This is a genomic window from Winogradskyella pulchriflava (assembly GCF_042434315.1).
Lineage (GTDB): Bacteria > Bacteroidota > Bacteroidia > Flavobacteriales > Flavobacteriaceae > Winogradskyella > Winogradskyella pulchriflava.
On sequence record NZ_JBHLTQ010000001.1, the window covers coordinates 345107 to 370556 of the forward strand.

At 33.3% G+C, this 25450-nt stretch carries 19 protein-coding genes; 5 read left to right on the forward strand and 14 right to left on the reverse strand.

Annotated features, from left to right (window positions below):
- Positions 1-132: 132 nt before the first annotated feature.
- Together ACFFGA_RS01535 and uvrC are read right to left on the reverse strand one after the other, a co-directional pair.
- Positions 133-2370: a patatin-like phospholipase family protein gene (locus tag ACFFGA_RS01535; RefSeq protein WP_386058655.1), complete on the reverse strand. Its 2238-nt coding sequence runs from the start codon at positions 2368-2370 to the stop codon at positions 133-135.
- A 32-nt stretch (positions 2371-2402) separates the two neighbouring features.
- A complete protein-coding gene (gene uvrC, locus ACFFGA_RS01540) occupies positions 2403-4196 on the reverse strand; it encodes an excinuclease ABC subunit UvrC (protein WP_386058658.1) in 1794 nt (597 codons plus the stop codon).
- A gap of 87 nt (positions 4197-4283) precedes the next feature.
- Between uvrC and ACFFGA_RS01545 the strand changes: the two genes are divergently transcribed.
- The 4 genes from ACFFGA_RS01545 to ACFFGA_RS01560 all read left to right on the forward strand — a co-directional run bounded on the left by ACFFGA_RS01545 (position 4284) and on the right by ACFFGA_RS01560 (position 7171).
- Entirely contained in the window at positions 4284-4730 is a 447-nt protein-coding gene (locus ACFFGA_RS01545; protein WP_386058661.1) for an ATP-dependent zinc protease family protein, read from the forward strand.
- Positions 4705-5580 (forward strand): 30S ribosomal protein S6--L-glutamate ligase, encoded by an 876-nt coding sequence (rimK, locus tag ACFFGA_RS01550; RefSeq protein ID WP_386058664.1) that lies wholly within the window; start codon positions 4705-4707, stop codon positions 5578-5580. The genes ACFFGA_RS01545 and rimK overlap by 26 nt, the downstream gene beginning before the upstream one ends.
- A gap of 62 nt (positions 5581-5642) precedes the next feature.
- Positions 5643-6611 (forward strand): succinylglutamate desuccinylase/aspartoacylase family protein, encoded by a 969-nt coding sequence (locus ACFFGA_RS01555; RefSeq protein ID WP_386058671.1) that lies wholly within the window; start codon positions 5643-5645, stop codon positions 6609-6611.
- Positions 6608-7171 (forward strand): 5-formyltetrahydrofolate cyclo-ligase, encoded by a 564-nt coding sequence (locus ACFFGA_RS01560; protein ID WP_386058674.1) that lies wholly within the window; start codon positions 6608-6610, stop codon positions 7169-7171. The genes ACFFGA_RS01555 and ACFFGA_RS01560 overlap by 4 nt, the downstream gene beginning before the upstream one ends.
- On the opposite strand, the gene ACFFGA_RS01565 is transcribed toward ACFFGA_RS01560, so the two are convergent.
- From ACFFGA_RS01565 to panC, 12 genes are all read right to left on the reverse strand, one after another.
- A complete protein-coding gene (locus ACFFGA_RS01565) occupies positions 7143-7790 on the reverse strand; it encodes a lipoprotein signal peptidase (protein WP_386058677.1) in 648 nt (215 codons plus the stop codon). The genes ACFFGA_RS01560 and ACFFGA_RS01565 overlap by 29 nt on opposite strands.
- A 61-nt stretch (positions 7791-7851) precedes the next feature.
- A complete protein-coding gene (locus tag ACFFGA_RS01570) occupies positions 7852-8526 on the reverse strand; it encodes a DUF4097 family beta strand repeat-containing protein (protein WP_386058680.1) in 675 nt (224 codons plus the stop codon).
- Between the two features lie 50 nt (positions 8527-8576).
- The gene (locus tag ACFFGA_RS01575) at positions 8577-8960 is read right to left on the reverse strand and encodes a TraR/DksA family transcriptional regulator (RefSeq protein WP_386058682.1); all 384 of its coding nucleotides are present in this window, start codon (positions 8958-8960) and stop codon (positions 8577-8579) included.
- 5 nt (positions 8961-8965) lie between these two features.
- Positions 8966-12370: an isoleucine--tRNA ligase gene (gene ileS / locus ACFFGA_RS01580; protein WP_386058685.1), complete on the reverse strand. Its 3405-nt coding sequence runs from the start codon at positions 12368-12370 to the stop codon at positions 8966-8968.
- Between the two features lie 127 nt (positions 12371-12497).
- Positions 12498-16751: a DUF8693 domain-containing protein gene (locus ACFFGA_RS01585; RefSeq protein ID WP_386058687.1), complete on the reverse strand. Its 4254-nt coding sequence runs from the start codon at positions 16749-16751 to the stop codon at positions 12498-12500.
- Between the two features lie 409 nt (positions 16752-17160).
- Positions 17161-17952 carry a DUF8693 domain-containing protein gene (locus tag ACFFGA_RS01590; protein ID WP_386058690.1) on the reverse strand — a complete coding sequence of 264 codons (792 nt, stop codon included), beginning with the start codon at positions 17950-17952 and terminating at the stop codon, positions 17161-17163.
- Between the two features lie 257 nt (positions 17953-18209).
- On the reverse strand, positions 18210-19568 hold the full coding sequence (gene radA, locus ACFFGA_RS01595; RefSeq protein ID WP_386058693.1) for a DNA repair protein RadA: 1359 nt from the start codon (positions 19566-19568) through the stop codon (positions 18210-18212).
- A gap of 321 nt (positions 19569-19889) precedes the next feature.
- Positions 19890-21077, reverse strand: a complete 1188-nt coding sequence (locus ACFFGA_RS01600) for an alpha/beta hydrolase (RefSeq protein WP_386058696.1) — start codon at positions 21075-21077, stop codon at positions 19890-19892.
- A gap of 78 nt (positions 21078-21155) precedes the next feature.
- Positions 21156-22304, reverse strand: a complete 1149-nt coding sequence (locus tag ACFFGA_RS01605; RefSeq protein ID WP_386058698.1) for an alpha/beta hydrolase — start codon at positions 22302-22304, stop codon at positions 21156-21158.
- Between the two features lie 43 nt (positions 22305-22347).
- Positions 22348-23307, reverse strand: coding sequence for a lysylphosphatidylglycerol synthase transmembrane domain-containing protein (locus tag ACFFGA_RS01610; RefSeq protein ID WP_386058700.1), 960 nt, complete (start codon positions 23305-23307; stop codon positions 22348-22350).
- 4 nt (positions 23308-23311) lie between these two features.
- The gene (gene panD / locus ACFFGA_RS01615; RefSeq protein WP_278004459.1) at positions 23312-23662 is read right to left on the reverse strand and encodes an aspartate 1-decarboxylase; all 351 of its coding nucleotides are present in this window, start codon (positions 23660-23662) and stop codon (positions 23312-23314) included.
- Positions 23663-23675: 13 nt separating this feature from the next.
- Positions 23676-24527: a pantoate--beta-alanine ligase gene (gene panC, locus ACFFGA_RS01620; protein ID WP_386058703.1), complete on the reverse strand. Its 852-nt coding sequence runs from the start codon at positions 24525-24527 to the stop codon at positions 23676-23678.
- Between the two features lie 110 nt (positions 24528-24637).
- Between panC and ACFFGA_RS01625 the strand changes: the two genes are divergently transcribed.
- Positions 24638-25450 carry a glycogen/starch synthase gene (locus ACFFGA_RS01625; protein ID WP_386058706.1) on the forward strand — a complete coding sequence of 271 codons (813 nt, stop codon included), beginning with the start codon at positions 24638-24640 and terminating at the stop codon, positions 25448-25450.

The following is a 25450-nucleotide window of genomic DNA, read 5'->3' on the forward strand; positions in this document are numbered from 1 at the left end:
TATTCTGGGTTTCTCTTGATGAGAAAATGAAGATAAAGTTTTATGTTTTGCCAGAATGGTTTCATAATGATACAAATATCTAAAAATTATCTGAAATGCTGAAACAAATACTAAAGGACAACACTAATTTTATTAAAACCAAAAGCCTAAGTTAAAAAACCATTGACCATCTCCAGTTTCTGGTGAATATGCATACTTCCCTTCAAGTGGACCAAGAAAAGTTTCTAAAGAATAACCAACGGCATAACCACTGTAATTTGGAGAAGAAAAGAATTGACCAGACTTAAATAAACCATCTTCAATATTAGCATAATTAGCAGCTAAAAGAATATGGTGTTTTTCAAAAATCTCATAATCTAACGTAAATGTTGCCTTTACAAAACTATCACCCGAAAGTTCTAAATAATCATACCCATAAAAGGATTGAAAATTATTTATAAAATTATTACCATAGCCTCCCAAACCAAAGCCTAAAGTTGTTGTAGAGCTTTCACCTATTTTAAACCCACCACTAGTTTCGGTTTTAAGAGCCACTTTATCACTAAAACTAAAAGCATATCCAATATCTGCCTTAGCAATGGAGAACTCTTCAAATCCTTCGATAAAATCTGAAGCATTTAAATACAAATGAAAATCACCATTAAAATAAAATCCGTTTTTAGGGAAATATTTACTATCGTAATCATCAAAAATTAAATTTCCAAATACGCTGTAATAGTTTGAGTTTTCAAAAGTAATATCTTCATCCTGTTCGTCTTCGATTATGGTTTCAGAAGTGATTTTAAGACGCTTATATTCTGCACCTACACGAAGTGCAAAATCTTTTCTAAATATGGTTTGGACATAAATTTGATTTGTAAAATCAGTCAGTTCTACATCTATTTTATTTAAACCTATTAATGAAGGTGAGCCTTCATCTAGTGCCAGTAATGCATTAACACCTTTGTTAAATTGGCTAAAACGCGACTTTACTCCTACACTTAAGTAAAAACCTTTGTCAATAAAATAATCGAAATTGTACCTGGAATTATCTCCTAAAATAAGGTCTAAAGAAGCGATGTCGTTATTAAATAATAATCTTTTTTTAGTTAAGTTAGCAAGTACAGCACTTTTGTACAAACCGTCATAATGTACTCCTAACCGCAAGAAAGTAGTAGTGGGAGACTCTCTTAATTCTCCTTTTAAATTATACCCAGATTTATCAGTACTTGGTTCTAGGTAATATCTAAACGTATCAAAATTATTTGTTGCAATTAGGTTGTTAATTCCCTTTTTTAAATCTTCATAACTAACCTTGTCATTATTATTAAACTTCAACTTTCCAATGATATAAGACCTTGTATATCTCTCGTTTCCGGATATGTTTACTGAATTAATTCTTAGACTGTCTAATTGATTAACCTTTGGTCTTTCGTAATTATCCTTTTGTTGTTGTTTGATAGTTTTTAGTTTTTCCAAATTTACTCTTGCAGCGGTTTCTCCATTTGCTATAATATCTTCTCCTTCACTAAAAGAAATCACAGAATAATTAGTAATATCTGGTTTAATATATACATCTGTGAGAGGTGCTTTATTCTTCATCGCGTTTATAGTGCGAAAATTATTGATTTGAAGAAGGATTTCTGGTGCTGACTTTAAAGATTCCCTATCCTTTAATGCATCTTGTACATCTACACCAATAATAATATCGATGCCTTTGGCTCTTAATTCCTCTACAGGAAAATTATTAGTTACACCTCCATCAATTAATATTCGGTCGTCTATAATAACAGGCTGAAATAGCGATGGTAATGCACCACTTGCAGTTACGGCTTCAGCTAATCTACCTTTATCCATAACAATAGACTCTCCTGTTTCTATATCTGTGGCAATACAAAAAAACGGAATTGGCAACTTCTCAAAATCTGTTATTTCATTCACAGGAAGCATTAGTTGATATAATAAATTATAGACATTTTGTCCTCGAGATAATGCTGAAGGTAAGTTGATTTTAAAATTATCAAACGGTAAACTCACTGCGTACTTTTCAGAGTTTTCACGTTCGTAAAATGACTTAGCCGCTCTTGGAAAAGCATCATTTATCAGTACATCGAAATCCTGATTATTAAACATTGTTTCTAATTGTTTACCCGAATAACCTGAGGCATACAATGAGCCAATAATAGCTCCCATACTTGTGCCTGCAACATAATCTATTTTTATTCCTAGGCTATCTATAACCTTGAGTACACCTATGTGCGCAAATCCTTTTGCACCACCACCACTTAAAACTAAGCCAACTTTAGGCTCTTGGTTTTCTTGCGCCACTACTAAATTGCAACTTAGCAATATACATGTTAGTGTTAGGATAAAATATTTGTAATTAGGCATTTTTATATGTTTTAGGGGCAATGTCAATTTTTTTATTCCTTATGATAGTAATTATAAATTTTATTCGCTCTAGACACTCCTACCACAGCTTCCAATTCATCTAACTTGGCATTGGCTATTCTTTTAACTGTTTTAAACTGTTTCATTAAGTCTATAATCGTTTGTTCACCAACTCCTGGTATATTTTCTAGCTCAGTTGTTAAAGCACCTTTGCTTCTCTTATTTCGATGGTGTTCTATTCCAAAACGGTGCGCTTCGTTCCTTAGTTGTTGAATAATCTTTAGCGTTTCACTTTTTTTATCTAAATATAAGGGAATTGGATCATTTGGATAAAATAATTCTTCTAAACGTTTTGCAATTCCGATAATTGCTATTTTCCCTCTTAAACCTAATGCATCTAAACTTTTTAATGCTGAGGATAATTGTCCTTTTCCTCCATCTATAATTATAAGTTGTGGCAAAGGTGCGTCTTCATCTAGCAAGCGTTTATAACGTCTATACACCACTTCTTCCATTGATGCAAAATCATCTGGTCCTTCGACTGTTTTTATATTAAAGTGTCTGTAATCTTTTTTACTTGGCTTACCATTTTTAAAGACTACACAAGCTGCAACGGGATTTGTACCTTGTATATTAGAATTATCAAAACATTCTATGTGTCTAGGTTCTTCAGAGAGGCGCAAATCAGCTTTCATTTGTGCCATTATTCTGTTGGCATGACGGTCTGGATCAACTATTTTTATCTGCTTTAGTTTATCCATACGGTAATACATGGCATTACGCTTAGATAAATCTAGTATATTTTTTTTATCACCAAGTTTTGGAATGGTTACCTTTATTTCTTCTCCTAAATTAACTTTAAAAGGCACATAAATTTCTTTGGAGTTAGAATTAAAACGTTGACGGATTTCTGTTATGGCTATTTCTAATAATGCTTTATCGGTTTCTTGTAGTTTCTTTTTTAATTCTAGAGTATGCGATCTAATGATAGATCCATAACTTAACTGCAAAAAATTAATGTAAGCATAAGTCTCATCACTTACAATAGAAAACACATCTACATTGCTAATCTTAGGATTAACTACAGTAGATTTAGCCTGATAATTTTCTAATACCTCTAGCTTTTCCTTAATTTTTTGAGCATCCTCAAACTGCATCGCTTCAGCATACTGTTTCATTTGTACTCTAAACTGCTGTAATGAATCTTTAAAATTTCCTTTTAAAATTTCTCTGATTGCAGTAATATTTGAATGGTATTCTTCTTCAGTCTCATAACCTTCGCATGGCCCTTTGCAGTTTCCTAAGTGATATTCTAAACAAACTTTGTACTTACCAGCATTAATTTTAGCTTCAGATAAATCGTAATTACAAGTCCGCAACTGATACAAGCCTTTTATTAAACCTAAAAGTGTTTTTACGGTTTTCATACTTGTGTATGGCCCAAAATATTCAGAACCATCTTTAATAACCCTTCTGGTTGAAAAAATCCTTGGAAATCGTTCCTTTTTTATGCAAATCCAAGGGTAAGATTTATCATCCTTTAGCATCACATTATACTTAGGTTGATATTTCTTAATTAAGTTATTCTCTAACAGTAAAGCATCATTTTCGGTTTCTACTACAATGTGCTTTATAGAGGTTATATTTTTTACCAAAACCCTAGTCTTACCATAATCATGATGCTTAGTGAAATAACTGCTAACTCGCTTTTTAATGTCTTTGGCTTTACCGACGTAGATGAGTTTGTCTTCAGCATCAAAATATTGATACACACCTGGTTGGTGAGGCAGTGTTTTTATTTGTATTTCTAAAGCTGTTTTTGGCATTAACCCAAAGGTAGTAATTCAAAAAATATTTATGTGATTTCAATTAACTTTATAACTATCTTGCGCCACTTTTTTATAAATTAAAATATGACAAAAAAGATTTTAGGACGTATTGATAAGATTGACTTTCCTGAATTAAAACTTAAAAATGTTGATGTAAAAATTGACACAGGAGCTTACACTTCTGCCATACATTGTTCAAAAATAAGAGAAGAGAATAATAAGCTTTATTGCATTTTTGAAAAGAAAAACCACCCCAACTTTAAAAGTGGTGAAATTGTGTTTGAAAACTACTCTTATACAGACGTAAAAAGTAGTAATGGCCATAAAGAAAACCGATATAAAATTAAAACAACGGTTGTATTCTTTGGAAAGTGCTATAAGATTAACTTAACTTTAAGCACTAGAGACGATATGAAATTTCCTGTTTTAATCGGTAGGCAATTTCTAAAACAAAAATTTTTAGTCGATGTTGATTCTGAAAACCAATCCTTTAAGCAAACTATAAATGAACATAGTAATTCTATCGCGTAATCCTGGCTTATATTCTACTGCACGGTTAGTAGAAGAAGCAGAAAACAGAGGTCATGAAGTTGAGATTATTGATCCATTAAAATGCGATATCATTATAGAAAAAGAAAAGCCAACCATTTACTATAAGGATAGATATTTGGATTATGTTGATGCCATAATTCCTAGAATTGGTGCTTCGGTAACATTTTTTGGTTGTGCTGTAGTAAGACAATTTGAAATGATGAATGTCTTTACTACAGTGTCTTCTGATGCTATTATAAGATCGCGAGATAAACTACGAAGTTTTCAGCGCCTCTCTAAGGCTGGTATCGGCATGCCAAAAACGGTTTTTACAAATTACTCTAGAGATGTTGAAGAAGTTTTAGAGCATGTTGGTGGCCCACCTGTAATTATAAAACTACTTGAAGGTACGCAAGGACTGGGTGTGGTTTTGGCAGAATCTAAAAATGCTGCAGAATCTGTACTTGAAGCTTTTAATGGACTACAAGCAAGAGCATTAGTGCAAGAGTATATCGCAGAGGCTAAAGGTGCTGATTTAAGAGCGCTTATCGTAGATGGACAGGTTGTTGGCGCAATGAAACGTCAAGGTAAGGATGGCGAATTTAGGTCAAATTTACACAGAGGTGGAACTGCTGATTTAATAAAACTTACTGAAGAAGAACTAAAGCTAGCTATAAAAGCTGCTCGCGCCTTAAAGTTGCCTGTTTGTGGTGTAGATATGCTACAATCTTCAAGAGGACCTTTAATAATGGAAGTAAATTCTACTCCTGGTTTAGAAGGCATTGAAGGAGCAACTCAAAAAAATATTGCAAAAGCGATTATTACTTTTATTGAAAGAAACAGAAAATAGACTCTTTTAGCCCAACAGTAAGAGTCCCTTCCCTCTTGGAAGGTTAGGATGGGCTTATAAATATGAGCGAAAAAGAAATATTACATATCCTAGGAAAAAAAGTAGCATTAGGAGAAAGTGCAAAAGTGAGTTTTAATGTTGCCAAGTTGCACACCCAAAACACAATTGATGTACCTGTAATTATTGAACGCTCTAAAAAGCCAGGACCAACGGTATTAATTACAGCAGGTATTCATGGTGATGAAGTTAATGGAGTTGAGATTATCCGACAGGTTATAGCAAAAGGAATAAACAAACCTAAAAAAGGAACTATAATTTGTATTCCTGTTATTAATGTGTTTGGCTTTATACACATGGATAGGGAGTTTCCAGATGGTAGAGATTTAAATCGTGTGTTTCCTGGTGGAAAAGGAGGTTCGTTAGCGAGTAGAGTTGCACATAAGTTAATGACCGAAATTGTACCACATGCAGACTTAATTTTAGACTTTCATACTGGTGGTGCAGACCGCTTTAATGCTGCGCAAATACGAATTATAAAGAATGAAGTGGTTTTAGATGAATTAGCACAAATCTTTGGAGCACCAATAATTTATTATTCAAAAAACTTAAACAAATCCTTCAGAAATTCCTGTTACAAATTAGGCATACCAATGTTATTGTTTGAAGGCGGAAAATCATTTAATATAGATAGTACAATAACCAATACTGGTGTTAATGGCATTAAGCGTGTATTGAATCATCTTGGAATGCTAAACCGAAAGTTTAAAGTTTCTGAACCTAAAAAGAATTGCATTAGAATTCTAGATAGTAAATGGATAAGAGCTAGCCACTCAGGTATGTTTAAATCGGACGTGTCTGTTAACACACTGGTTAAAAAAGGGGATGTTTTAGGTCATATTACAGACCCTTATGGTAGTTTTAATTATTTTGTTAAAGCACCTAATAATGGTTACATTTTCAATGTAAATGAATCTCCTATAATCTATCAAGGTGATGCAATTTTTCATATTTCAACAAAACTAGAATCGTGAACAAATTTGATTTACGGCATAAATATAAAGCCTTAAGACAAGAGCTTTCAGAATCTCAAATTGAAGATCTTAGTTTAGCCATAGCCAACCAATTATTAAAGCTTAATATTTGGGATAAATCTTTATATCACATCTTTCTAACTATTGAAGAACAGAAGGAAATAAACACAGAATATATTTTAAACATTTTAGCCGGAAAGGATAAAAACATTGTTATCTCAAAAAGTAATTTTGATGATTATTCAATGAAGCATTATTTACTTACCGATAGTACTAAAATTAAAAAAAACAAATACAATATCCCAGAACCTGTTGATGGTATTCCTATCGCTTCAGAAAATATTGATGTTGCTTTTGTGCCGCTTTTAGCATTTGACAAATTAGGAAATAGAATAGGCTACGGAAAAGGGTTCTACGACCGTTTTCTAAGTAATTGCAAACCTGAAACCCTAAAAATAGGACTTTCTTTTTTTGAAGCTGAAGATAAAGCTTTGGACGCTTCAGTCAATGATATTAAGCTGGATTATTGTGTTACTCCGAATGAGGTGTTTCGGTTTTAGGAGCATCCTTAAATGCCTTCTTATTAAACACAATCAAAATCCCAATCCCTGTGCTTATAGCAACATCTGCCACATTAAAAACAGGGTCGAAAAAAGAGAAATATTTTCCTCCAATAAATGGTAGCCATTCTGGCAAAACACCATTCCATATTGGAAAATGTAACATATCTACAACCTTGCCATGAAATACACCTGCATAACCACCATCTTCGGGTAAAAAGGTTGCTACTTGCATATGGCTATCACTAAACAATAACCCATAAAGCACAGAGTCTATAATATTGCCTAAAGCACCTGCAAAAATTATAGAAATAGCAAAAATCAATGTTTTAGACTTTTTCTTTTTTGTAACATCAACGAGCCAAAATCCTATGCCGATAACTGCAACAATTCTAAACAAGGTTAAGATGAGCTTCGAAGATTTATCTGAAATAAACGTAAAAAAATCGCTGAGCTTTGCTCCCCAAGCCATACCATCATTCTCTATAAATGCAATATGAAACCAAGAAACCACAGGAAAATCTTCACCTAATTCAAAATGGGTTTTAATATAAACCTTACTAACTTGATCTATCAGTAAAATAAGAATGATAATTATTGAAGCTCTTTTTAAAGACATACTTTTTCCTAAACAACAGGAATCCTTTTTAATATTAATCTGTTATAGCAAATGTAAATGATTATTCGTCTTTAACAACTGTAATATCTCCATTAATAGATTTCAAATACCATACAGATTCAGATGTTTCAAAATCATCTATGCTAACTTTACCGTTATTAGAAGAGGCTATTATTTTTGCATTATCAGTAACAACTTTAATCTTACCATCAATAGTATTTATCCTTGCATCTTTAGCAAAACCTTTAACCAAACAATGCCCTTGTAAGAGCTCAATAGAAATAGAATTGAAACTTCCTGAGGCATCTACAGAGCCAACATCACTTAGCACTTCTACATTTAGATGTTTCGGAATTTCAATATGCAATGTTGCGGCAATAACTTTGTGTGCATTTCTTTTATCATCAGGAATATCTATAAGTGATGACTGTTCCAAACTCAACTCAAGAGTATCCTCTTTTATTTTAGTAACAATTTGAAACTCATTTTGGTATTCGCCATCTAACGTTGACGTAATGGTAATAGCATCTGTTTGTGAAGTTAATATTGAAATATTAAATATCTGATTACCATTAATTAAAATCGTTTCAATATGTTTCTTCTTTATTTCTTTTGTTATTGTGTTTTGAGAGTAACTAAAGCATGAACACACTAAAAAAAGCATTAAACTACAAGACCTCATGGATTTTAAAAGCCTATGAGGTCTGTATATCTTGAAAATTCGATTTGTTATCATGAGATTCCTGTTTTCACTTCGACTACGCTCAGTGACCAAAAAGGAATTTGTTACTTCTGCATATTTTTTGCTTCAATACTCAATGTAGCGTGAGGTACTAATTTTAAACGTTCTTTATTAATTAGTTTTCCTGTAACACGACAAACACCATAGGTCTTATTCTCTATTCTAATCATAGCATTTCTAAGATCGCGTATAAACTTCTCTTGTCTAATTGCCAATGCTGAATTCGCCTCTTTACTCATCGTTTCACTGCCTTCTTCAAAAGCTTTAAAAGTAGGTGACGTATCGTCAGTACCATTGTTATGGTCGTTCATGTAGGCACTTTTTATTAATTCTAAATCGTGCTCAGCTTTGTCAATTTTTTCTTGAATTAAAGTTTTAAACTCTTCTAAATCCTTGTCTGAATATCTATTTGTTGTATCTGTTGCCATTTTATTTAGTGTTTTTGTATAAATAGCTTGGTATTGACCTCATCAAAAGCAATTTCTATACCATTATTTACATTGTCCATAATTTTTAATTCTTCGGTTAAGGTTTCTGATTTAATATACGCTTCATTAGAAGAAACAGCTGCTACAACTTGAGCATCTTTTTGAAGTTCTACGTCAATTCTATCCGTAACCTCAAAACCTGAATCTTTACGTAAGTTTTGAATACGGTTTACGAGCTCACGTGCAATCCCTTCTTTACGTAATTCTTCAGTTATAGTAACATCTAACGCGACGGTAAGTGCACCTTCATTTGCAACAAGCCATCCCTCAATATCTTGAGACGTAATTTCTACATCATCCAATCCCAAATTAATGATTTTTCCGTTAACTTCAACGTCTAAATTGCCATTTTGTTCAATTTTTTTAATATCATCTGCACCAAAAGCATTTACAGCACTGGAAATCAACTTCATATCCTTACCAAACTTAGGGCCTAAGACCTTAAAATTTGGTTTAATCTGCTTTACTAATATATCCGAAGCATCTTCTAAAAGCTCTATCTCTTTTATATTTACTTCGTGCTTTATTAAATCTGAAACTGCAGCAATCTCTTCCTTTTGTTGTTGACTATCTACAGGAATCATAATTTTTTGCAATGGCTGGCGTACTTTAATCTTCTCCTTAGCTCTCAACGATAATACTAATGAAGATATTGTTTGCGCATTCTCCATTTTTCGTTCTAAAACTTTATCTATGGCTTTAGTGTCTGCTTTAGGGAAATCTGCTAAATGTACACTTTCAAATGTTTCTTTTTTAGTAACTGCATTTAAATCTAAATACAAACGGTCCATAAAGAAAGGTGCAATTGGCGCACCAAGCTTAGCAATGGTTTCCATACAAGTGTAAAGGGTCTGGTATGCCGAGATTTTATCGGTTTGGTAATCACCTTTCCAGAAACGTCTTCTGCTTAAACGCACATACCAGTTACTTAAATAGTCTTGTGTAAAATCTGAAATTACTCGCGCTGCCTTTGTTGGCTCATAATCCGCATAGTACTCATCAACTTTTTGAATTAATGTGTTTAATTCAGATAAAATCCAACGGTCTATTTCCGGACGTTCGTTTAAAGGAATATCAGCTTCACTGTAATTAAAACCATCAATATTGGTGTAAAGTGTGAAGAATGAATAGGTATTATAAAGTGTTCCGAAAAACTTACGGCTTACTTCTGTAATACCATCGCTATCAAACTTTAAGTTATCCCAAGGGTTGGCATTACTTATCATATACCAACGTGTGGCATCTGCACCATATTTAGATAAGGTTTCAAAAGGATCTACAGCATTTCCTAAACGCTTAGACATCTTTTGTCCATTCTTATCTAAAACCAATCCGTTAGACACTACATTTTTATAAGCTACGGAATCAAAAACCATAGTTCCGATAGCATGAAGCGTATAAAACCAACCACGTGTTTGGTCTACACCTTCTGCAATGAAATCTGCTGGAAAAGCTTCGTTCTTATCAATGAAATCTTTGTTTTCAAATGGATAATGCCATTGTGCATAAGGCATTGAACCAGAATCGAACCAAACATCTATTAAGTCGCTTTCGCGCTTCATTGGTTGTCCTGAAGGTGAAACTAAGATGATTTTATCGACTACGTTTTTGTGTAAATCGATAGTTTCATAGTTTTTTTCAGACATGTTACCGACTTCAAAATCGGCAAAAATATCTTCAGACATTATACCTGCCTTAACGGACTTCGCAATTTCATCTTTTAACTCGGCAACAGAACCTATACATAACTGTTCCTTACCATCTTCTGTTCTCCAGATTGGTAATGGAATTCCCCAAAAACGAGATCGTGATAGATTCCAATCGTTGGCATTTGCCAACCAATTACCAAAACGACCTTCGCCTGTTGATTTAGGTTTCCAGTTAATGGTTGTATTTAACTCATGCATTTTCCCTTTAACGTCAGTCACTTTTATAAACCATGAGTCTAATGGGTAGTATAAAATTGGTTTATCTGTTCTCCAACAATTTGGGTAGCTGTGTTTATATTTTTCAACCTTAAAGGCTTTATTTTCTGTTTTTAATTTAATGGCAAGCTCTACATCTACTGAACGTTCTGGTACTTCGCCATCGTCGTAATATTCGTTTTTAACATATTTGCCAGCAAACTCACCCATTTCTGGTCTAAAGCGTCCTTGTAAATCTACAAGTGGCACCAAATTACCATTCTCATCTTTTACTAACATTGGTGGTACTTCTGGTGTGGCTTGTTTTGCTACTAAAGCATCATCTGCACCAAAGGTTGGTGCTGTGTGAACAATACCTGTACCATCTTCAGTAGTTACGAAATCTCCAGAAATGACTCTAAATGCGTTTTCTGGATTATCGTTAGGAAGTGCGTATGGCAACAACTGCTTGTATGTGATGCCAACTAAATCCTTTCCAACAAATTCCTTAACTACATAAAAAGGAATTTTCTTGTCTCCTTCTTTGTACTCTATTAATTCTGGCTTAGTTTCAACTTGTTTGTATTTACCATCAAATTGCTTTGATACCAAATTTTTAGCTAAAACCACATTCATTGGTTGAAACGTGTATTGATTGTAGGTTTCAACTAAAACATAATCAATCTTTGGCCCAACTGTTAATGCTGTATTACTCGGCAACGTCCAAGGTGTGGTCGTCCAAGCTAAGAAGTAAATATCACCTTCATTTTGAAGAAAATCTGGTAACGAATCTTCATTAGCTTTAAACTGAGCAACTACTGTTGTATCGGTAACATCTTGATATGTTCCTGGTTGATTCAACTCATGCGAACTTAGACCAGTACCCGCTTTTGGTGAATAAGGTTGAATGGTATAGCCTTTATATAATAAGTTTTTGTCGTAAATCTGCTTAAGCAACCACCAAACACTTTCCATGTATTTGGATTTGTAGGTTATATATGGATCGTCCATATCTACCCAATAACCCATTTTTTGCGTGAGATCGTTCCAGATATCCGTATAGCGCATAACGGCTTTTTTACAAGCTTCGTTGTACTCTTCTACCGTAATTTTAGTCCCAATATCTTCTTTGGTAATGCCTAATTCCTTTTCAACACCAAGTTCTACTGGTAATCCGTGCGTATCCCAACCGGCCTTTCGTTTTACCTGAAAACCTTTCATGGTTTTATAACGTGGAAAGATATCTTTTATAGCCCGTGCCAACACGTGGTGAACACCAGGTAAGCCGTTAGCTGAAGGTGGTCCTTCAAAAAAGACATAAGGCTCCTTGCCTTCTCTTGTAGTTACACTTTTTTCGAAGATATTATTAGCTTCCCAATAGCTGTTGATATCTTCAGCAACTTTTGGCAAGTTAAGTCCTTTATATTCAGGGAACTTTGTACTCATTATTCGCAATTCTTATAAGTCTGCGAAATTAAGGAATTTTTACTAAAATAGACCCAGACTAAAATGAAAAACAAAGACCGTTTGGGTCAGTTCCCAAACGGCCTTTATTACTAACTAACTTAAAACACTATTTTACAATAATTTTCTTTGTTATACTTGCATTTGTAGCTGTAGTCAACTTTATAATGTAAGTACCAGTACTCAAATTTTGCACGTCATATTCTGTATAAGTACCTTCAAATATGTTTCTAATTCTATATGCTGACTGCCCTAACAAATTGATAACATCTATATCTTTAATTTTTTCATTATTAGGATTCAGAACCACAATCTTCTTTCTACCCATTGAATAATAGAAGTTAAAATCTTCTAAGTCTTGGTCTATTTGAGAAAGTGACTCCGATTGTTCTTGGAAAACAATTTCGAACCTTTCGGTAAATTCTCCTGCTTCCGACAAAAATTCATAAGGTTGATCACTTCTTAAATCATAATACGTCTCCGTAAGGTTATCCCTTAAGAATAAAGATTGGTCGTCTTCTATGTTTTCGGTTTCCGTAAGGTGAATTGTATAATTGTATGGCCCAGAAGTTCTTAATGTTAACGGAACTACCTTATCATTCGTAATAGAACTATAGGCTTGGATAATCATATCCTCATCGTTCAGTACTAAATTAAGATCGTCATCATGTGTGTCTACATTCTTGGCATCATAACCGTAATCGTAATCATCTGATGTATCCTCACTAAACCCGAGTAACAACTCTCGCTTAGTAGCTGGTCCATCCACCGAATTAAACTCTATACGTATTTTTTGCATTATACTTTCTTGAGAATCTGAAACTTCCTGTCTTGTAGCTGTTGCACTTCTAAAAAACACAGATCCATTATCATAAGAGCCATCTGCGTCGGCTTCTTTAATAAATACACGTTGGCTATTATTGAAGACAATATTACCACTTGATACAATTTCTGTCATAAATCCTTGACCAACTGGCAAATATCGAGACGGTGTTTTTGTACCATCCTGGCTACCATTGTTTGCTCCTTCTATACCAACAAATTGGTATGCACGTATTGCACCTGTTTTATTGACTTGCGCATAACCACCATCATATTCATCAAGATTATGTGAGCTTCCACTCCATTGTTGCCATAATTGTATTGTACCATCAATCACACTTGCATTGTCATCAATAAACTTATGTAAATCAATTGCTGAAGCATATGGATTTCCTAATAAATAATCCGTTTTTGATACTGCTGGTACGGAACCACTTCCACCTGTATCTACAACTGGTATAACTATAGTTCCGTTGTTTGGCTTCCCTTCAAACAGATATTGTTGTTCTGGTCCAGAGATACCTGTTCCCTTTTGGGTATAACCAACACCTGGTTGCAGTGTTGTTGTATTCGGGTTTAAAAATGCATAATCATAATAGGTAACACCATTTATATAGGTGTATAACCAATATGTGCTGATTTTGCCTATTTGGTGGTATGAACTTGTAAACTGAAAGCTATTACCATCTGGTTTTTTTAACTGTTCTAATTTAAAAGTTGAATTATTTGTATTATTTGTAGAGAGATTATTATCTGTTAATGTTGTAGCACCTGTATTTCCCACTGGCGAAGCCCAATAGTTATACCAATATACACTAGATGTCCCCTCTTGTCTCCTCAGTAACCTTCCATCTGAAGAAGTCACTAAATCACTAGTATTTGTCTGTATCAACTGAGAATCATTGTTGAGATCCAAAGCTCCATTAAGCTCTAAATACCATGTGTTTTCAACTTTATTATCTCCATTAATAGTCAATGTTTTATTGCTATCTATAATTAGCCCCAAATTAGTGTGCGAATTAGAGGAACTTACATTATTACTAATCTTAACTATGCTCCATTCTTTATTAGTAGAAACATCTTCAATATCCCAAACATTACCATATCGCCAAGTACTTTGATTACTCCAATCACCATCATTTGTGGTTTCATAAGGCATAGGAGCTGTTTGTTCTTGAACAGTAGTAATATTCATTAACTTTAAGGTTCTGTTATTACCAGAATAATCAAATGTTTTTCTGTTTTTAATACCTGTCATAGGATAATAACCTATGAGATTTGCCCAAGGCACCGTTTGAAGTGTCTTAGTATCTTTTATCTCTTTCGGAATTATTTTTCCTTTAACAATTGCATTATCTGCTTCTATTTCTTGATAAACCATCTGTTGAATTTGCTCTTCGCTGAGTGCAGAATTAAAAACTCTAACTTCATCTATATCACCTGTAAAATATTGTTGGTTGCTAACATTCCTTGATAAACGCCCTATCTCAAAATCACCATTCCATGAGCTCGTTCCGTTTAAAGTTGTTCCTATTAAATTTGTTGCTGTTAACTCTTCTACTTTGACACCATCAACATATAAATTTATGTTACCAGTAATGTTTGAGAACGTACCTGCAATATGGTGCCACTCATTATAATTTACATTTGTTCCAAATAGAAATTTTGTAGAACCTGAAGTTGTCCTAATAGCTAGCATTAATCTATTACCATCCTTTACAAAAATTCTACAAGCATCATCTTCCCCTGCAATAGTAGCGTTTGCATTTCCTGCATTTGAATCATCAATTTTTATCCAAGCCATTATGGTTACCTGACCGAGACCACTTATAAAACTATCTCCTGTTAGGTAATCATCAACACCATCAAAATCTATAGTAGCGCTTACTGAAGGATTAATATTGAATAAATCTCGATAATCTAAATCTCCACCTGAATTTAAATCTCCATCTGAATCTGGTAATATCGATGAGTTAGGATCATCAATCTCATCATTAACATCTGTAGAGTCATTCATGTTACCTCCTTCAAAATTGTTATCTAAGCCATCATTATCAGAATCGACACCAGATAATGAATTTGCCATTCCGTTTTCTTCTATATCAGGTATACCATCATTGTCGCTATCGGTATCTACATAATCATATATACCATCTTCATCTGTGTCTTCCGGTATTAAAAAAGTACCGTAAGCATCGTCCACCCCATCCTCATTAAAATCAGCAAATAGAAAGCCTGTTCCACTTGGGTCTAAGTAATCAATTGTTGGCTGTGCTTCTATATTATCAGGAATTCCATCATTATCTGAATCTATATCTAAAAAGTCGGGCAGTGAAGCTCCATCTGTATTTACAGTACTATTTCCTGTACCAGCACTTAACGGAATACCTAATGTAGAAACCGTTTTCCCTACTTTACCATCAGCATCACCATCTTTATCTGCATCTGTTCCATTAGATTCCAAAACATCCGTTAAACCATCATTATCACTATCTCTATCGAAATGATTTGGGATTCCATCTGAATCAAAATCTAAATTTGCGCATACACCATGAGAATTTAATGTGCAAAAATCTGGATCCATATAATTAGGTATCCCGTCGACATCATGGTCAGCTGAAGGGTCTATATTGTTGGATTCATCAACATCTTTTATTCCATCGTTGTCATCATCTAAATCATCTACATCACTCATACCGTCTTTGTCATAATCTGGTAACGTTAGAATAAACATCTTTCCGTCTCCATTATCAGCAGTTGCTGCAGTAATTGTTGCCTTGGTTATTAACGAACCCGTAGGAGCAATGTCATCGAGATAAAATAGAGCAATCCCTATTGTTCCTTTATTCTCAATAACTCTGTCACTTAACCAATAATCAGAACCTGATGGAGGTGGGTTGACTACTCCAGGTGTTCCCAATCCATTTGGGCCTCCAGTACCTGTACCACCAAATCCCCAATATGATCCACCAGCATTATTTACAAAAGTTTCACCTAGAGATTGTTCAACATCACTATCTTCTGGATAACCAAAAAACTCAATATGGTAACAGTTATTTGCGTTACGCTCGGTTATAGCAATTACTCCACTAGAACTTGCTACTATACCACCTGAATAAAACAAAGTTTGTCTTTGTGCATCTGTTGTTTCTTCGTCTACATAATCATCACAAATATTATCACCATTACCATTAGCTTCAAAATAGTAATTAAGATTTAGAGATCTAAAGGCTCCCAACGCAGTTGTATTCCATGTAAGACTAGAACTTGTAATTTCTACATTTATACCATTTAATCTAATTTTATTTATCCAATGACCTCCAGGCCCTAACTGAGTCATTTCATATCCTGACGGTATACCAAAATTAAAATAAACATTACCGTTTACGGTAACACTCTCTATGGTAGCGGAATGGTTTTTATTTGTTTGGTTATCACTCCATTGAAATGTAACGCCACTTTGAATACTGGGAGCATTTGTTTGTGCATAAGTAAATGCACCTAAAAGGGTTATAACGTAAATAAGTAGTTTTTTATACATAAGCTATAATAGTTTGGGACTAATTATAATTATGTACTACAACTAATTTCTAGTGCAATGGATTTGTAATGTGAGGGAAATATATTTAATAGTAAGATAAAAACACTAAAGGGAGTTTTATTTACTTACCACAATAGTAGTGATTTACCAGAAAACAACCAAGAAAACACACATAAATTTTTCGTTTAAATGCTTTATTTCTCCGATAAAATGACATTTCAAAACAATAGTATTCATCAATAAATTAAAACAAATTGTAATTCTTTGTCATATGGCTATAAAGAGAAAAGTCCTAATAAATACTACTAATGAATGAGTTTATCAGTTCTTTAAATTCAAATCATGAGGTAAAAGGTCGACTGATTTTTTTTGAGAAATCAACCGACCTTTGTTTCTTTTCTTGATAGAATTATTTTAATAGAACCTTTTTAGTTAAAATACCATTGTTTTCTGTTACCAATCGTATGATATAAATACCAGCGTTCATATTCTTGACTTCATAAGTAATATTAGCATTATTGTTTGAGGCTTGATTACTAAACACTTGTTGACCAAGTATACTATATATTTCAATACCTTTTATATTTCTATTCTCTGGATTAGAAACTACAATAGAACCTGAATCCATCGAATAATAAAAATCTATATTTTGTATATCAAAATCTGCTTGAGACAAGGTCGTTGTCTTAAAAGTAATTTGAAACCTATTAGGAAAATAACCTTCTGAAGATGTAAATTGATACGCTTGTCCGTTTCTTAATCCAAAAGATGTACCTAACAAGTTATCTTTAATTTCTACATTTCGATCTCCCAAATTCTCTGACCAAATAAGCTCAATTGTATATGTGTAATTACCTGAAGTTTGTAATGCCAGTGGCACAATTTTATCTTCCGTTATTGGACTGTATGCTTGTGTCGTAAAAAATTCGCCATTTAAGAGAAGATTAAGATCATCTTGCATTAAATTTAAATTCTTTGTGTCATAGCCCTCATCAAAGCTGTCTGAGGTGTTTTCACTAAAGCTAAGTTGTAGTTGTCTATTTACCGCTGGTCCATCAACGTTTTTGAATTCTAAATGAAAGCTTTGCATTGTCTCTGCACTCTCACTAGTTCCTGTTTGGGCTATAATATTTTGCGATCCACAAAATATCAAGATCATAATAGATAGGATTTGTTCCTTTTTAAGTAGTATTGTTTTCATAGGTTAAGTTTTAATAAGGTTTATAATCTTAAAATTAACTATGTACTACAATAAAATTTTAGTCTAATGGATTGTAATTGAGGGGAATTGTAAACTTATAGTTGTTGAACTATTTTTTAACATTTACATTACAATAGTAGTGTGAAGATAAATACAGGCAATTCTTATTCGATTAAGTGGCTAAAAAATCGTTAAAACAATAAAATTGAATAAAATTTGCTAAAATGACCGATTAATAACACCTCATTTACAGGCAGTTAAACTATGAAATCAACCAAATCCTCGATTTTAGAAATCAGCTGTACCTTTATTTGCTGGCTTTTTAAAGACGTTTTACTATACTTAGATACAAAAATAGTTGAGAAACCTAATTTTTCGGCTTCTAAAATACGCTGATCTAAACGCTGCACTGGTCTTATTTCGCCAGATAGGCCAACTTCTGCTGCAAAACAATAATCGCTAGGCAAAGCAACATCTTCAGTAGAAGACAATATTGCAGCAACAACAGCTAAGTCTATTGCTGGATCATCTACTGTAATACCTCCTGTAATATTGAGAAAAACATCCTTTGCTCCCAGCCTAAAACCAGCTCTTTTTTCTAAAACAGCCAATAACATGTTTAATCGTTTTGCATTAAAACCAGTTGCAGAGCGCTGTGGTGTTCCATAAACCGCTGTGCTTACCAAAGCTTGTACCTCAATCATCAAAGGCCTAAGACCTTCGAGCATGGCAGCAACAGCATTACCAGATAGTTCTCCATCTTTTTTTGAAATTAGAATTTCTGATGGATTAGAAACCTCTCTCAAACCTGAGCCGTGCATTTCATAAATACCCAGCTCATTGGTGGATCCAAATCTATTCTTATGAGCTCTTAGAATTCTAAAAACATGATTGCGATCTCCCTCAAATTGCAAAACAGTATCTACCATATGCTCTAAAATCTTAGGTCCTGCAATATGCCCATCTTTAGTTATATGACCTATTAACAATACTGGAGTTGCCGTTTCCTTAGCAAATTTAATAAGCTCTGTAGTACATTCTTTAATTTGAGATATACTACCAGCTGAAGATTCTATATAGTCACTATGCAACGTCTGAATTGAATCTATAATTACAATATCTGGTTCTAAAGCTTCAATTTGTTTAAAGATATTTTGTGTTTTTGTTTCAGTAAGAATATAACAACTATTGCCATTAGAATTAATACGCTCGGCTCGCATTTTTATTTGTTTCTGGCTTTCCTCACCTGAAACATAAAGTGTTTTATAATTGAGTTTTAAAGCTATTTGAAGTAGTAATGTGCTTTTTCCAATACCTGGTTCTCCACCTAAAAGTGTTAATGAGCCTTGCACCATACCACCTCCTAGTACACGATTAAATTCAGCATCTTGCATATTTAGTCGTGTTTCTTGTGAATTGTCAATTTCGTTAATTCGTAATGGCTTAGAAGTACGCTTTACAGTTGTTGAAGGTGATTTCCAATCACTTTTTTCAGGTTTTTGAATAACTTCCTCAGCTATAGTGTTCCATTCTTTGCAAGACGTACACTGTCCTTGCCACTTGGCATATTGACTGCCACAATTTTGACAAAAAAAGGTTGTTTTTACTTTAGCCATGTGTCCTTCCCAAGATATCGGGAAACTATTTTTGAATTTAGGAAAGGCTAAAATAAAGAATTTCTAGATACCAATATGCTATAGCACCAGTAGGTTTTAATTTATTGACTTTTAATAAGAAGAACAAAAGGCCAATCTACAATAGATATCCTAATAAAATTCTTTTCTAGGGAACAGTAATTTTAGTTCATATCTTTAAACCAATTGACTATTGCTAAAATTTTTATCGTTGTCAATTTTGAAGTTAAATTTGAAAACAAGAATGTCCTAGTTCTTTTAAATAATGCTTCAAAGAAGTAATCAGTAGAAAGTGAACTTTTTTTAGTTTTCTTCATTGTCTTCCTCCTCTCCTTCTTTTTCCTCGTCTGTATCTACTATCGTTAGCTCATCAATTTTAGAAAAGATAAAATCTCTATCAATATGACTTACATCATTTAACGTAAGTGCAGACTCGTATAATTTCTTTGCTTTTTTGGTTTTTCCTACTTTTTCAGAATATTGAGCAAGATAATAAGTGCCTAATAATGATTCTGGGTTTAGTTTATTTGCTAGTTTACCAATCTTTTCAAGGGATTCTAAGTCGTTGCGTTGCTCGGCAATTTTAACGACCTTTTCAAATTCTTGTTCGGTAATCGGTTTTTTTATTCCAAATAAATCTTCAATTCTATCGTATCTATCTACTAAGTATTTATCTAAAGTGCCTTCATAAGGTAATACTTTCTCCTCTAGTTCTTTTTCTCTAAGCGGTTTGTACAATTCAAAAATTTTGTCAAAAGATTTGGCAATTGCACTATTAACTAACGTATAATGTGTATCGTTATTAAAATCGTCGAAATAATAAGTTAAGTATTGATTTTTAACTTCTGAAATCTGTGAGTTCGCATTTAAAACTGCCTTTCTAATATAAGGCAAATCTTTGTCCGAAGTTGCCATATAGTAAAATATGTCGTCCTTAAAAAACTCTAATCGTTCTCCTAAATAATCCCTAACAGTACCTGATAAATCTGGGCTTATACACACATAAGCATTAAACAGTGGGTCTTCTTTAAATAAATATGAATTGATAAAGTTACCCATAAGGTCATGACCTACAGCAACTCTAAATTTACTTGTATTGAATTTATTATCTAAATACGGAATTAACTCATCTGCTACAAAATCGTGAAAACGCAAACCAGATTCTTTTGGCAATCCTGTTACCTCATCGCAATAACCGTCATAGCGTCTCTCATTACCTTGAACTATACCAACTATAATAGAGCTTGGCATATCATCAAAATACGTTTGAAAATCAACTTGGCCAGAAATAGGCTCAAATAAATAATCACCATCAAAAACGATAATTAATGGGTACTTTATATCTGATGAAGGATCGTAATCTTTCGGTAGCTTAATTTTTAATTTACGAACGGAGTTTAACTTAGATGAACTAATCTCGTCATAACTAATTTGAGCAAATATTGGTGTGCATAAAACACAAGCCAGAACTATTAAGATAGTCTTTCTCATTTTTAAGTAGGTTTAGTTTCGGGAAACCAAACATACTAAAATATCGTTAAGAAGTGAATTTTTTTCGACGAAATGCAGTTAATCTTTCATTGCATCTTGGGTTTCGTACATTTTTTCGAGCATAATTTCTTTATCAATGTACTGAGATGGCTCTAGCAACAAACCTGCTTTGTATCGTAAAAGTGCTTTTTTTAGATTACCCTCTGCTTCATAGTACATGCCCATATAATAAGCGCTTAACATAGAATTCGGGAAATTTTTATTTACAAGTTTTGCTAGTTTTTCCATTGATTCTAAATCATCCTTCTTTTTAGAAGCCGCTGAAATAGCCCTTATGTCGTTTTCAATTAATTGCTTTTCAAACCCATAAAAATACTCGATGTCTTCGTATTTTTTCATTAAGTAATCGTAAGGTGAGCCTTCATACGTTAACACCTTTTCATTATATTCCTTACCATTTATAGGCTTGTATAACGCAAAAATTTCATTAAGGGCTTTTGGAATTCCTCTTCCTACCAAAGAGTAATGATTAGCATCTTCAAAATTATCGAACTTATAGTGCAGTTTTGTGTTTTCTATAGTTTTTAGTTGTGCATCGCACTCCACTATGGTGTTTCGCAATGCTTTTACATCTGCGTCAGCAGTAGCCATGTAGTAAAATGTTTCTTGCTCTAATATTGAAAGGCGTTGTTGTAATCTATTCACCATTTCTGGAGCTAAATCAGGACTTAGGCTTATATAAGCTCTAAAAAGGGGCTTATCCTTAAATAAGTAATAATTGATAAAATTAGCTCCCAAATCGTGCCCAACTATAACTCTAAAATTGGAAGCTTTATAATTTTCTTCAATATACGGCAACAGCTCCGCTGCTAAAAATTCATAAAAATCTGCACCTTCGTTTGCTGGTAAAAAAGTATCACCATCATAGGAAAAATCATCTTCTCTTGTATTCCCTTGTTTTACACCAACAACTATACAATCTGGAATGTCTTCCCAATAGGCTTGGTAATCAATATTTCCAGCAACAGGTTCAAATAAATAATCACCATCTAAAACTATGACTAAAGGATATGTTCTTTTAGCTTCTGAGTCATAATTTCTTGGCAATTGAATTTTTAATTCGCGCTTACCATCTAGCTTATAGGAATCTATAGTTTCATAAATAGCTTGAGCTTGAAGATTTAATGCCACAAGGCAAAGCAAAATTAAAGTGTAAAAATTCTTCATGATGTGGATTGGCATAAATGTTAAGGCAAGGTAAAAAATATTTCTATATACGTGTTTTCTTTCTGTTATAGATTGGTAAATATATTAGGGATAATCCTCCTAATATAATAATGATTAAGGTTTGTGTAGACCACATTATCCAACCAAAAGCTCTACTAGGATCTTCTAACATATTAAATAACACAAAGGCAATAACAACAGCTTCCGGAAACGAACCAATACCACCATTGGTAGCTGCAATACTAAAACTAGCTAATATAAATCCTATTAATACTGCAGCAAATGATATGTCGTTTAGCTCTGGTAATGCTAATGTTGTTACGTAAAACATAGACAAATAAATAACCCAAATAAATAGAGTATGAAATATAAATGCCCATTTTTTCTTCATCCTAAAAATACTCAAAGCTCCTTCTAATAATCCGCTGAGGAAGCTTTTTACTTTTAGAGCAAATTGTGTAGTGCTTCGTTTTACAAAAAGGTATAACGCAACTGCTAAAACCACTAAGGCAATAGCTCCAAAAATTAGTGTTATTGGATTAAATTTATCTACAAAGTAGCTATATATGAATTCAAACTCTAAAAAAAGCGCCAAAGCTATTATTAAAAGTAGCATTATAGTATCTGCAACACGTTCTGCTACAATAGTACCAAAACCTTTGTCAAAAGGGATGTCTTCATAATTAGTTAAAATGGAAGCTCTTGCTATTTCACCAGCTCGTGGGATTGTAAAATTGATGAGATAAGCCGAATACACAGCCATAAAGCTATTAGCAAACTTAGGCTTATAGCCTAATGGTTCTGCCATAAATAACCAACGGTAGGCTCTAGATGCATGGCTAAGAATACCAAGCATAACACCAAGTACAATATAAAAATAGTCAGCATCTTTAAAATACTGAACTAATTTAGGTAATGAAATTTGAGATAAAGAATACCAAACTAAAGCAACTCCTAAGAGCAAGGGTAACGCAACTTTTAGGATGGTTTTTGATTTACTCAATGATTTATTTTAGAAGATTGTTAGCTTCGTTAGGGAACACTAAAGAAGGCTTAAAAACTTTAGCTTCTTCAATATCCATAAAGGCATAAGTGATTAAAATTAAAATGTCACCAACAGCAACCTTACGTGCTGCAGCTCCATTTAACGTTATTTCTCCACTATTACGAGGTCCAGGTATACAATAGGTTTCTAGACGTTCTCCATTATTGTTATTCACAATCTGAACTTTCTCTCCTTGTATAATGTTTGCAGCGTCCATTAAATCTTCATCAATAGTAATACTACCAATGTAGTTTAGGTCTGCACCTGTACATTTAACACGATGAATTTTCGATTTTACAACTTGAATTTGCATGAGGCAAAGATAATTAATTTAAAGCGATATTATCTATAAGTCTTATATCACCTGCATATACCGCTATAAAAGCTCTATATGTCTTTTTTGTTGATTTTCTTTTTACTGGTTTTAAGGTAGTTGTGTCGGCAATTATAAAATATTCCAGTTCTAATAGTGGTTGTTTTTTAAATTGCTTACTAACCCATTCCGTAACATTTTTAGCACTTTTTGTGCCAAACTTAGTTTTGGCAGATTTTAAAGTCTTGTAAATAAATGGTGCTGCCGCTCTATGCTCTGGCGTTAGTCTTGTATTTCTAGAACTCATAGCAAGACCATCCTTTGCTCTATGTATTGGGCAGCCAATTACTTTTACAGGCATTTTGTGTAGTTCTACAAGTTTTTTAATAATCTGTAATTGCTGAAAATCCTTTTCTCCAAAATAAGCCATATCTGGCTTTACAATTTCAAACAAACGCTTTACTATTGTTCCAACACCATCAAAATGACCACCTCTAAAAGCACCTTCCATTTCGTGCTCTAAACCATCAAAAGCAAAAGATTGAGACTTCACATTATTACTGTAAATATCCTCAACTGTAGGCGCATATACAATAATAGTACTATCGCTTACTGTCTTTAGAAGTGCTACATCTGCGTCTAAATTTCGAGGGTATTTTACAAGATCTTCTTGGTTATCAAACTGGGTAGGATTCACAAAAACACTAACCACAACATAGCCATTTTGACTCAAGGCTTTATTGACCAAGGATAGATGGCCATTATGAAGCGCACCCATTGTAGGTACAAACCCTATGGAACTTCCCTTGACTTTTAAGCCCTCAATAAGTTGGGATAATTCTATTTTATTATGAAAAACTTTCAATACTGTAACAAAAAATTAACGCGTGCAAACATAATATTTTACTGGCAATCTGCACAAATTTTTGTAATTTTGCATGTTTTTTACTATTAATTTTCAAAAGCAGCAGATTTATGAAAGATAAACGAATATTGTATGTGTCCTCGGAAGTTGTACCATATTTACCAGAAACAGAGATTTCTTCAATGTCATTTGAAGCTCCAAGAATGGTAAACAAACAAGGAGGCCAGATACGAATATTTATGCCTCGCTTTGGTAATATTAATGAAAGAAGACATCAGTTGCACGAAGTAATTAGGCTTTCTGGTATTAATCTAGTAATTAACGATTTAGACATGCCATTGATTATTAAAGTAGCTTCAATACCAAAAGAGCGTATTCAAGTTTACTTTATAGACAACGAAGAGTACTTTAAACGTAAAGCAACATTAACAGATGAAGAAGGAAATCTTTTTCCAGACAATGATGAGCGTGCCATTTTCTTTGCTAAAGGTGTAATAGAGACCGTAAAGAAATTAAACTGGGCCCCAGACATTATCCATGTTAACGGCTGGTTAGCTTCCCTACTTCCGCTTTATTTAAAAGAGTTTTATAAAACAGAGCCTTTATTTACTGAAAGTAAAATAGTAACCTCTGTGTACAATCAAAACTTCGATGGGACGTTAGATACAAATATGATTGACAAAGTAAAATTTGATGGTTTAGATGAAGAAGCAATAGAACCTTTAAAAAAGCCTAACTATGTTAATCTTATGAAAATAGCAATTGATAATTCTGATGCCATAATTAAAGGATCAGAAGAATTGCCTAAAGAATTAGAAAATTACATAAATGATTTAACAAAACCTGTATTAGATTTTCATTCAATCGAAGAATTTGCAGATCCATATACAGAATTTTATAATAACACTGTTTTAAACAGTTAA

Bases quoted from the DNA above. Each gene is read 5' to 3' on its own strand.
- ACFFGA_RS01535 (WP_386058655.1), bottom strand. From the start codon at position 2,370: ATGCCTAATTACAAATATTTTATCCTAACACTAACATGTATATTGCTA.
- uvrC (WP_386058658.1), bottom strand. From the start codon at position 4,196: ATGCCAAAAACAGCTTTAGAAATACAAATAAAAACACTGCCTCACCAA.
- ACFFGA_RS01545 (WP_386058661.1), top strand. From the start codon at position 4,284: ATGACAAAAAAGATTTTAGGACGTATTGATAAGATTGACTTTCCTGAA.
- rimK (WP_386058664.1), top strand. From the start codon at position 4,705: ATGAACATAGTAATTCTATCGCGTAATCCTGGCTTATATTCTACTGCA.
- ACFFGA_RS01555 (WP_386058671.1), top strand. From the start codon at position 5,643: ATGAGCGAAAAAGAAATATTACATATCCTAGGAAAAAAAGTAGCATTA.
- ACFFGA_RS01565 (WP_386058677.1), bottom strand. From the start codon at position 7,790: ATGTCTTTAAAAAGAGCTTCAATAATTATCATTCTTATTTTACTGATA.
- ACFFGA_RS01570 (WP_386058680.1), bottom strand. From the start codon at position 8,526: ATGATAACAAATCGAATTTTCAAGATATACAGACCTCATAGGCTTTTA.
- ACFFGA_RS01575 (WP_386058682.1), bottom strand. From the start codon at position 8,960: ATGGCAACAGATACAACAAATAGATATTCAGACAAGGATTTAGAAGAG.
- ileS (WP_386058685.1), bottom strand. From the start codon at position 12,370: ATGAGTACAAAGTTCCCTGAATATAAAGGACTTAACTTGCCAAAAGTT.
- ACFFGA_RS01585 (WP_386058687.1), bottom strand. From the start codon at position 16,751: ATGTATAAAAAACTACTTATTTACGTTATAACCCTTTTAGGTGCATTT.
- ACFFGA_RS01590 (WP_386058690.1), bottom strand. From the start codon at position 17,952: ATGAAAACAATACTACTTAAAAAGGAACAAATCCTATCTATTATGATC.
- radA (WP_386058693.1), bottom strand. From the start codon at position 19,568: ATGGCTAAAGTAAAAACAACCTTTTTTTGTCAAAATTGTGGCAGTCAA.
- ACFFGA_RS01600 (WP_386058696.1), bottom strand. From the start codon at position 21,077: ATGAGAAAGACTATCTTAATAGTTCTGGCTTGTGTTTTATGCACACCA.
- ACFFGA_RS01605 (WP_386058698.1), bottom strand. From the start codon at position 22,304: ATGAAGAATTTTTACACTTTAATTTTGCTTTGCCTTGTGGCATTAAAT.
- panD (WP_278004459.1), bottom strand. From the start codon at position 23,662: ATGCAAATTCAAGTTGTAAAATCGAAAATTCATCGTGTTAAATGTACA.
- ACFFGA_RS01625 (WP_386058706.1), top strand. From the start codon at position 24,638: ATGAAAGATAAACGAATATTGTATGTGTCCTCGGAAGTTGTACCATAT.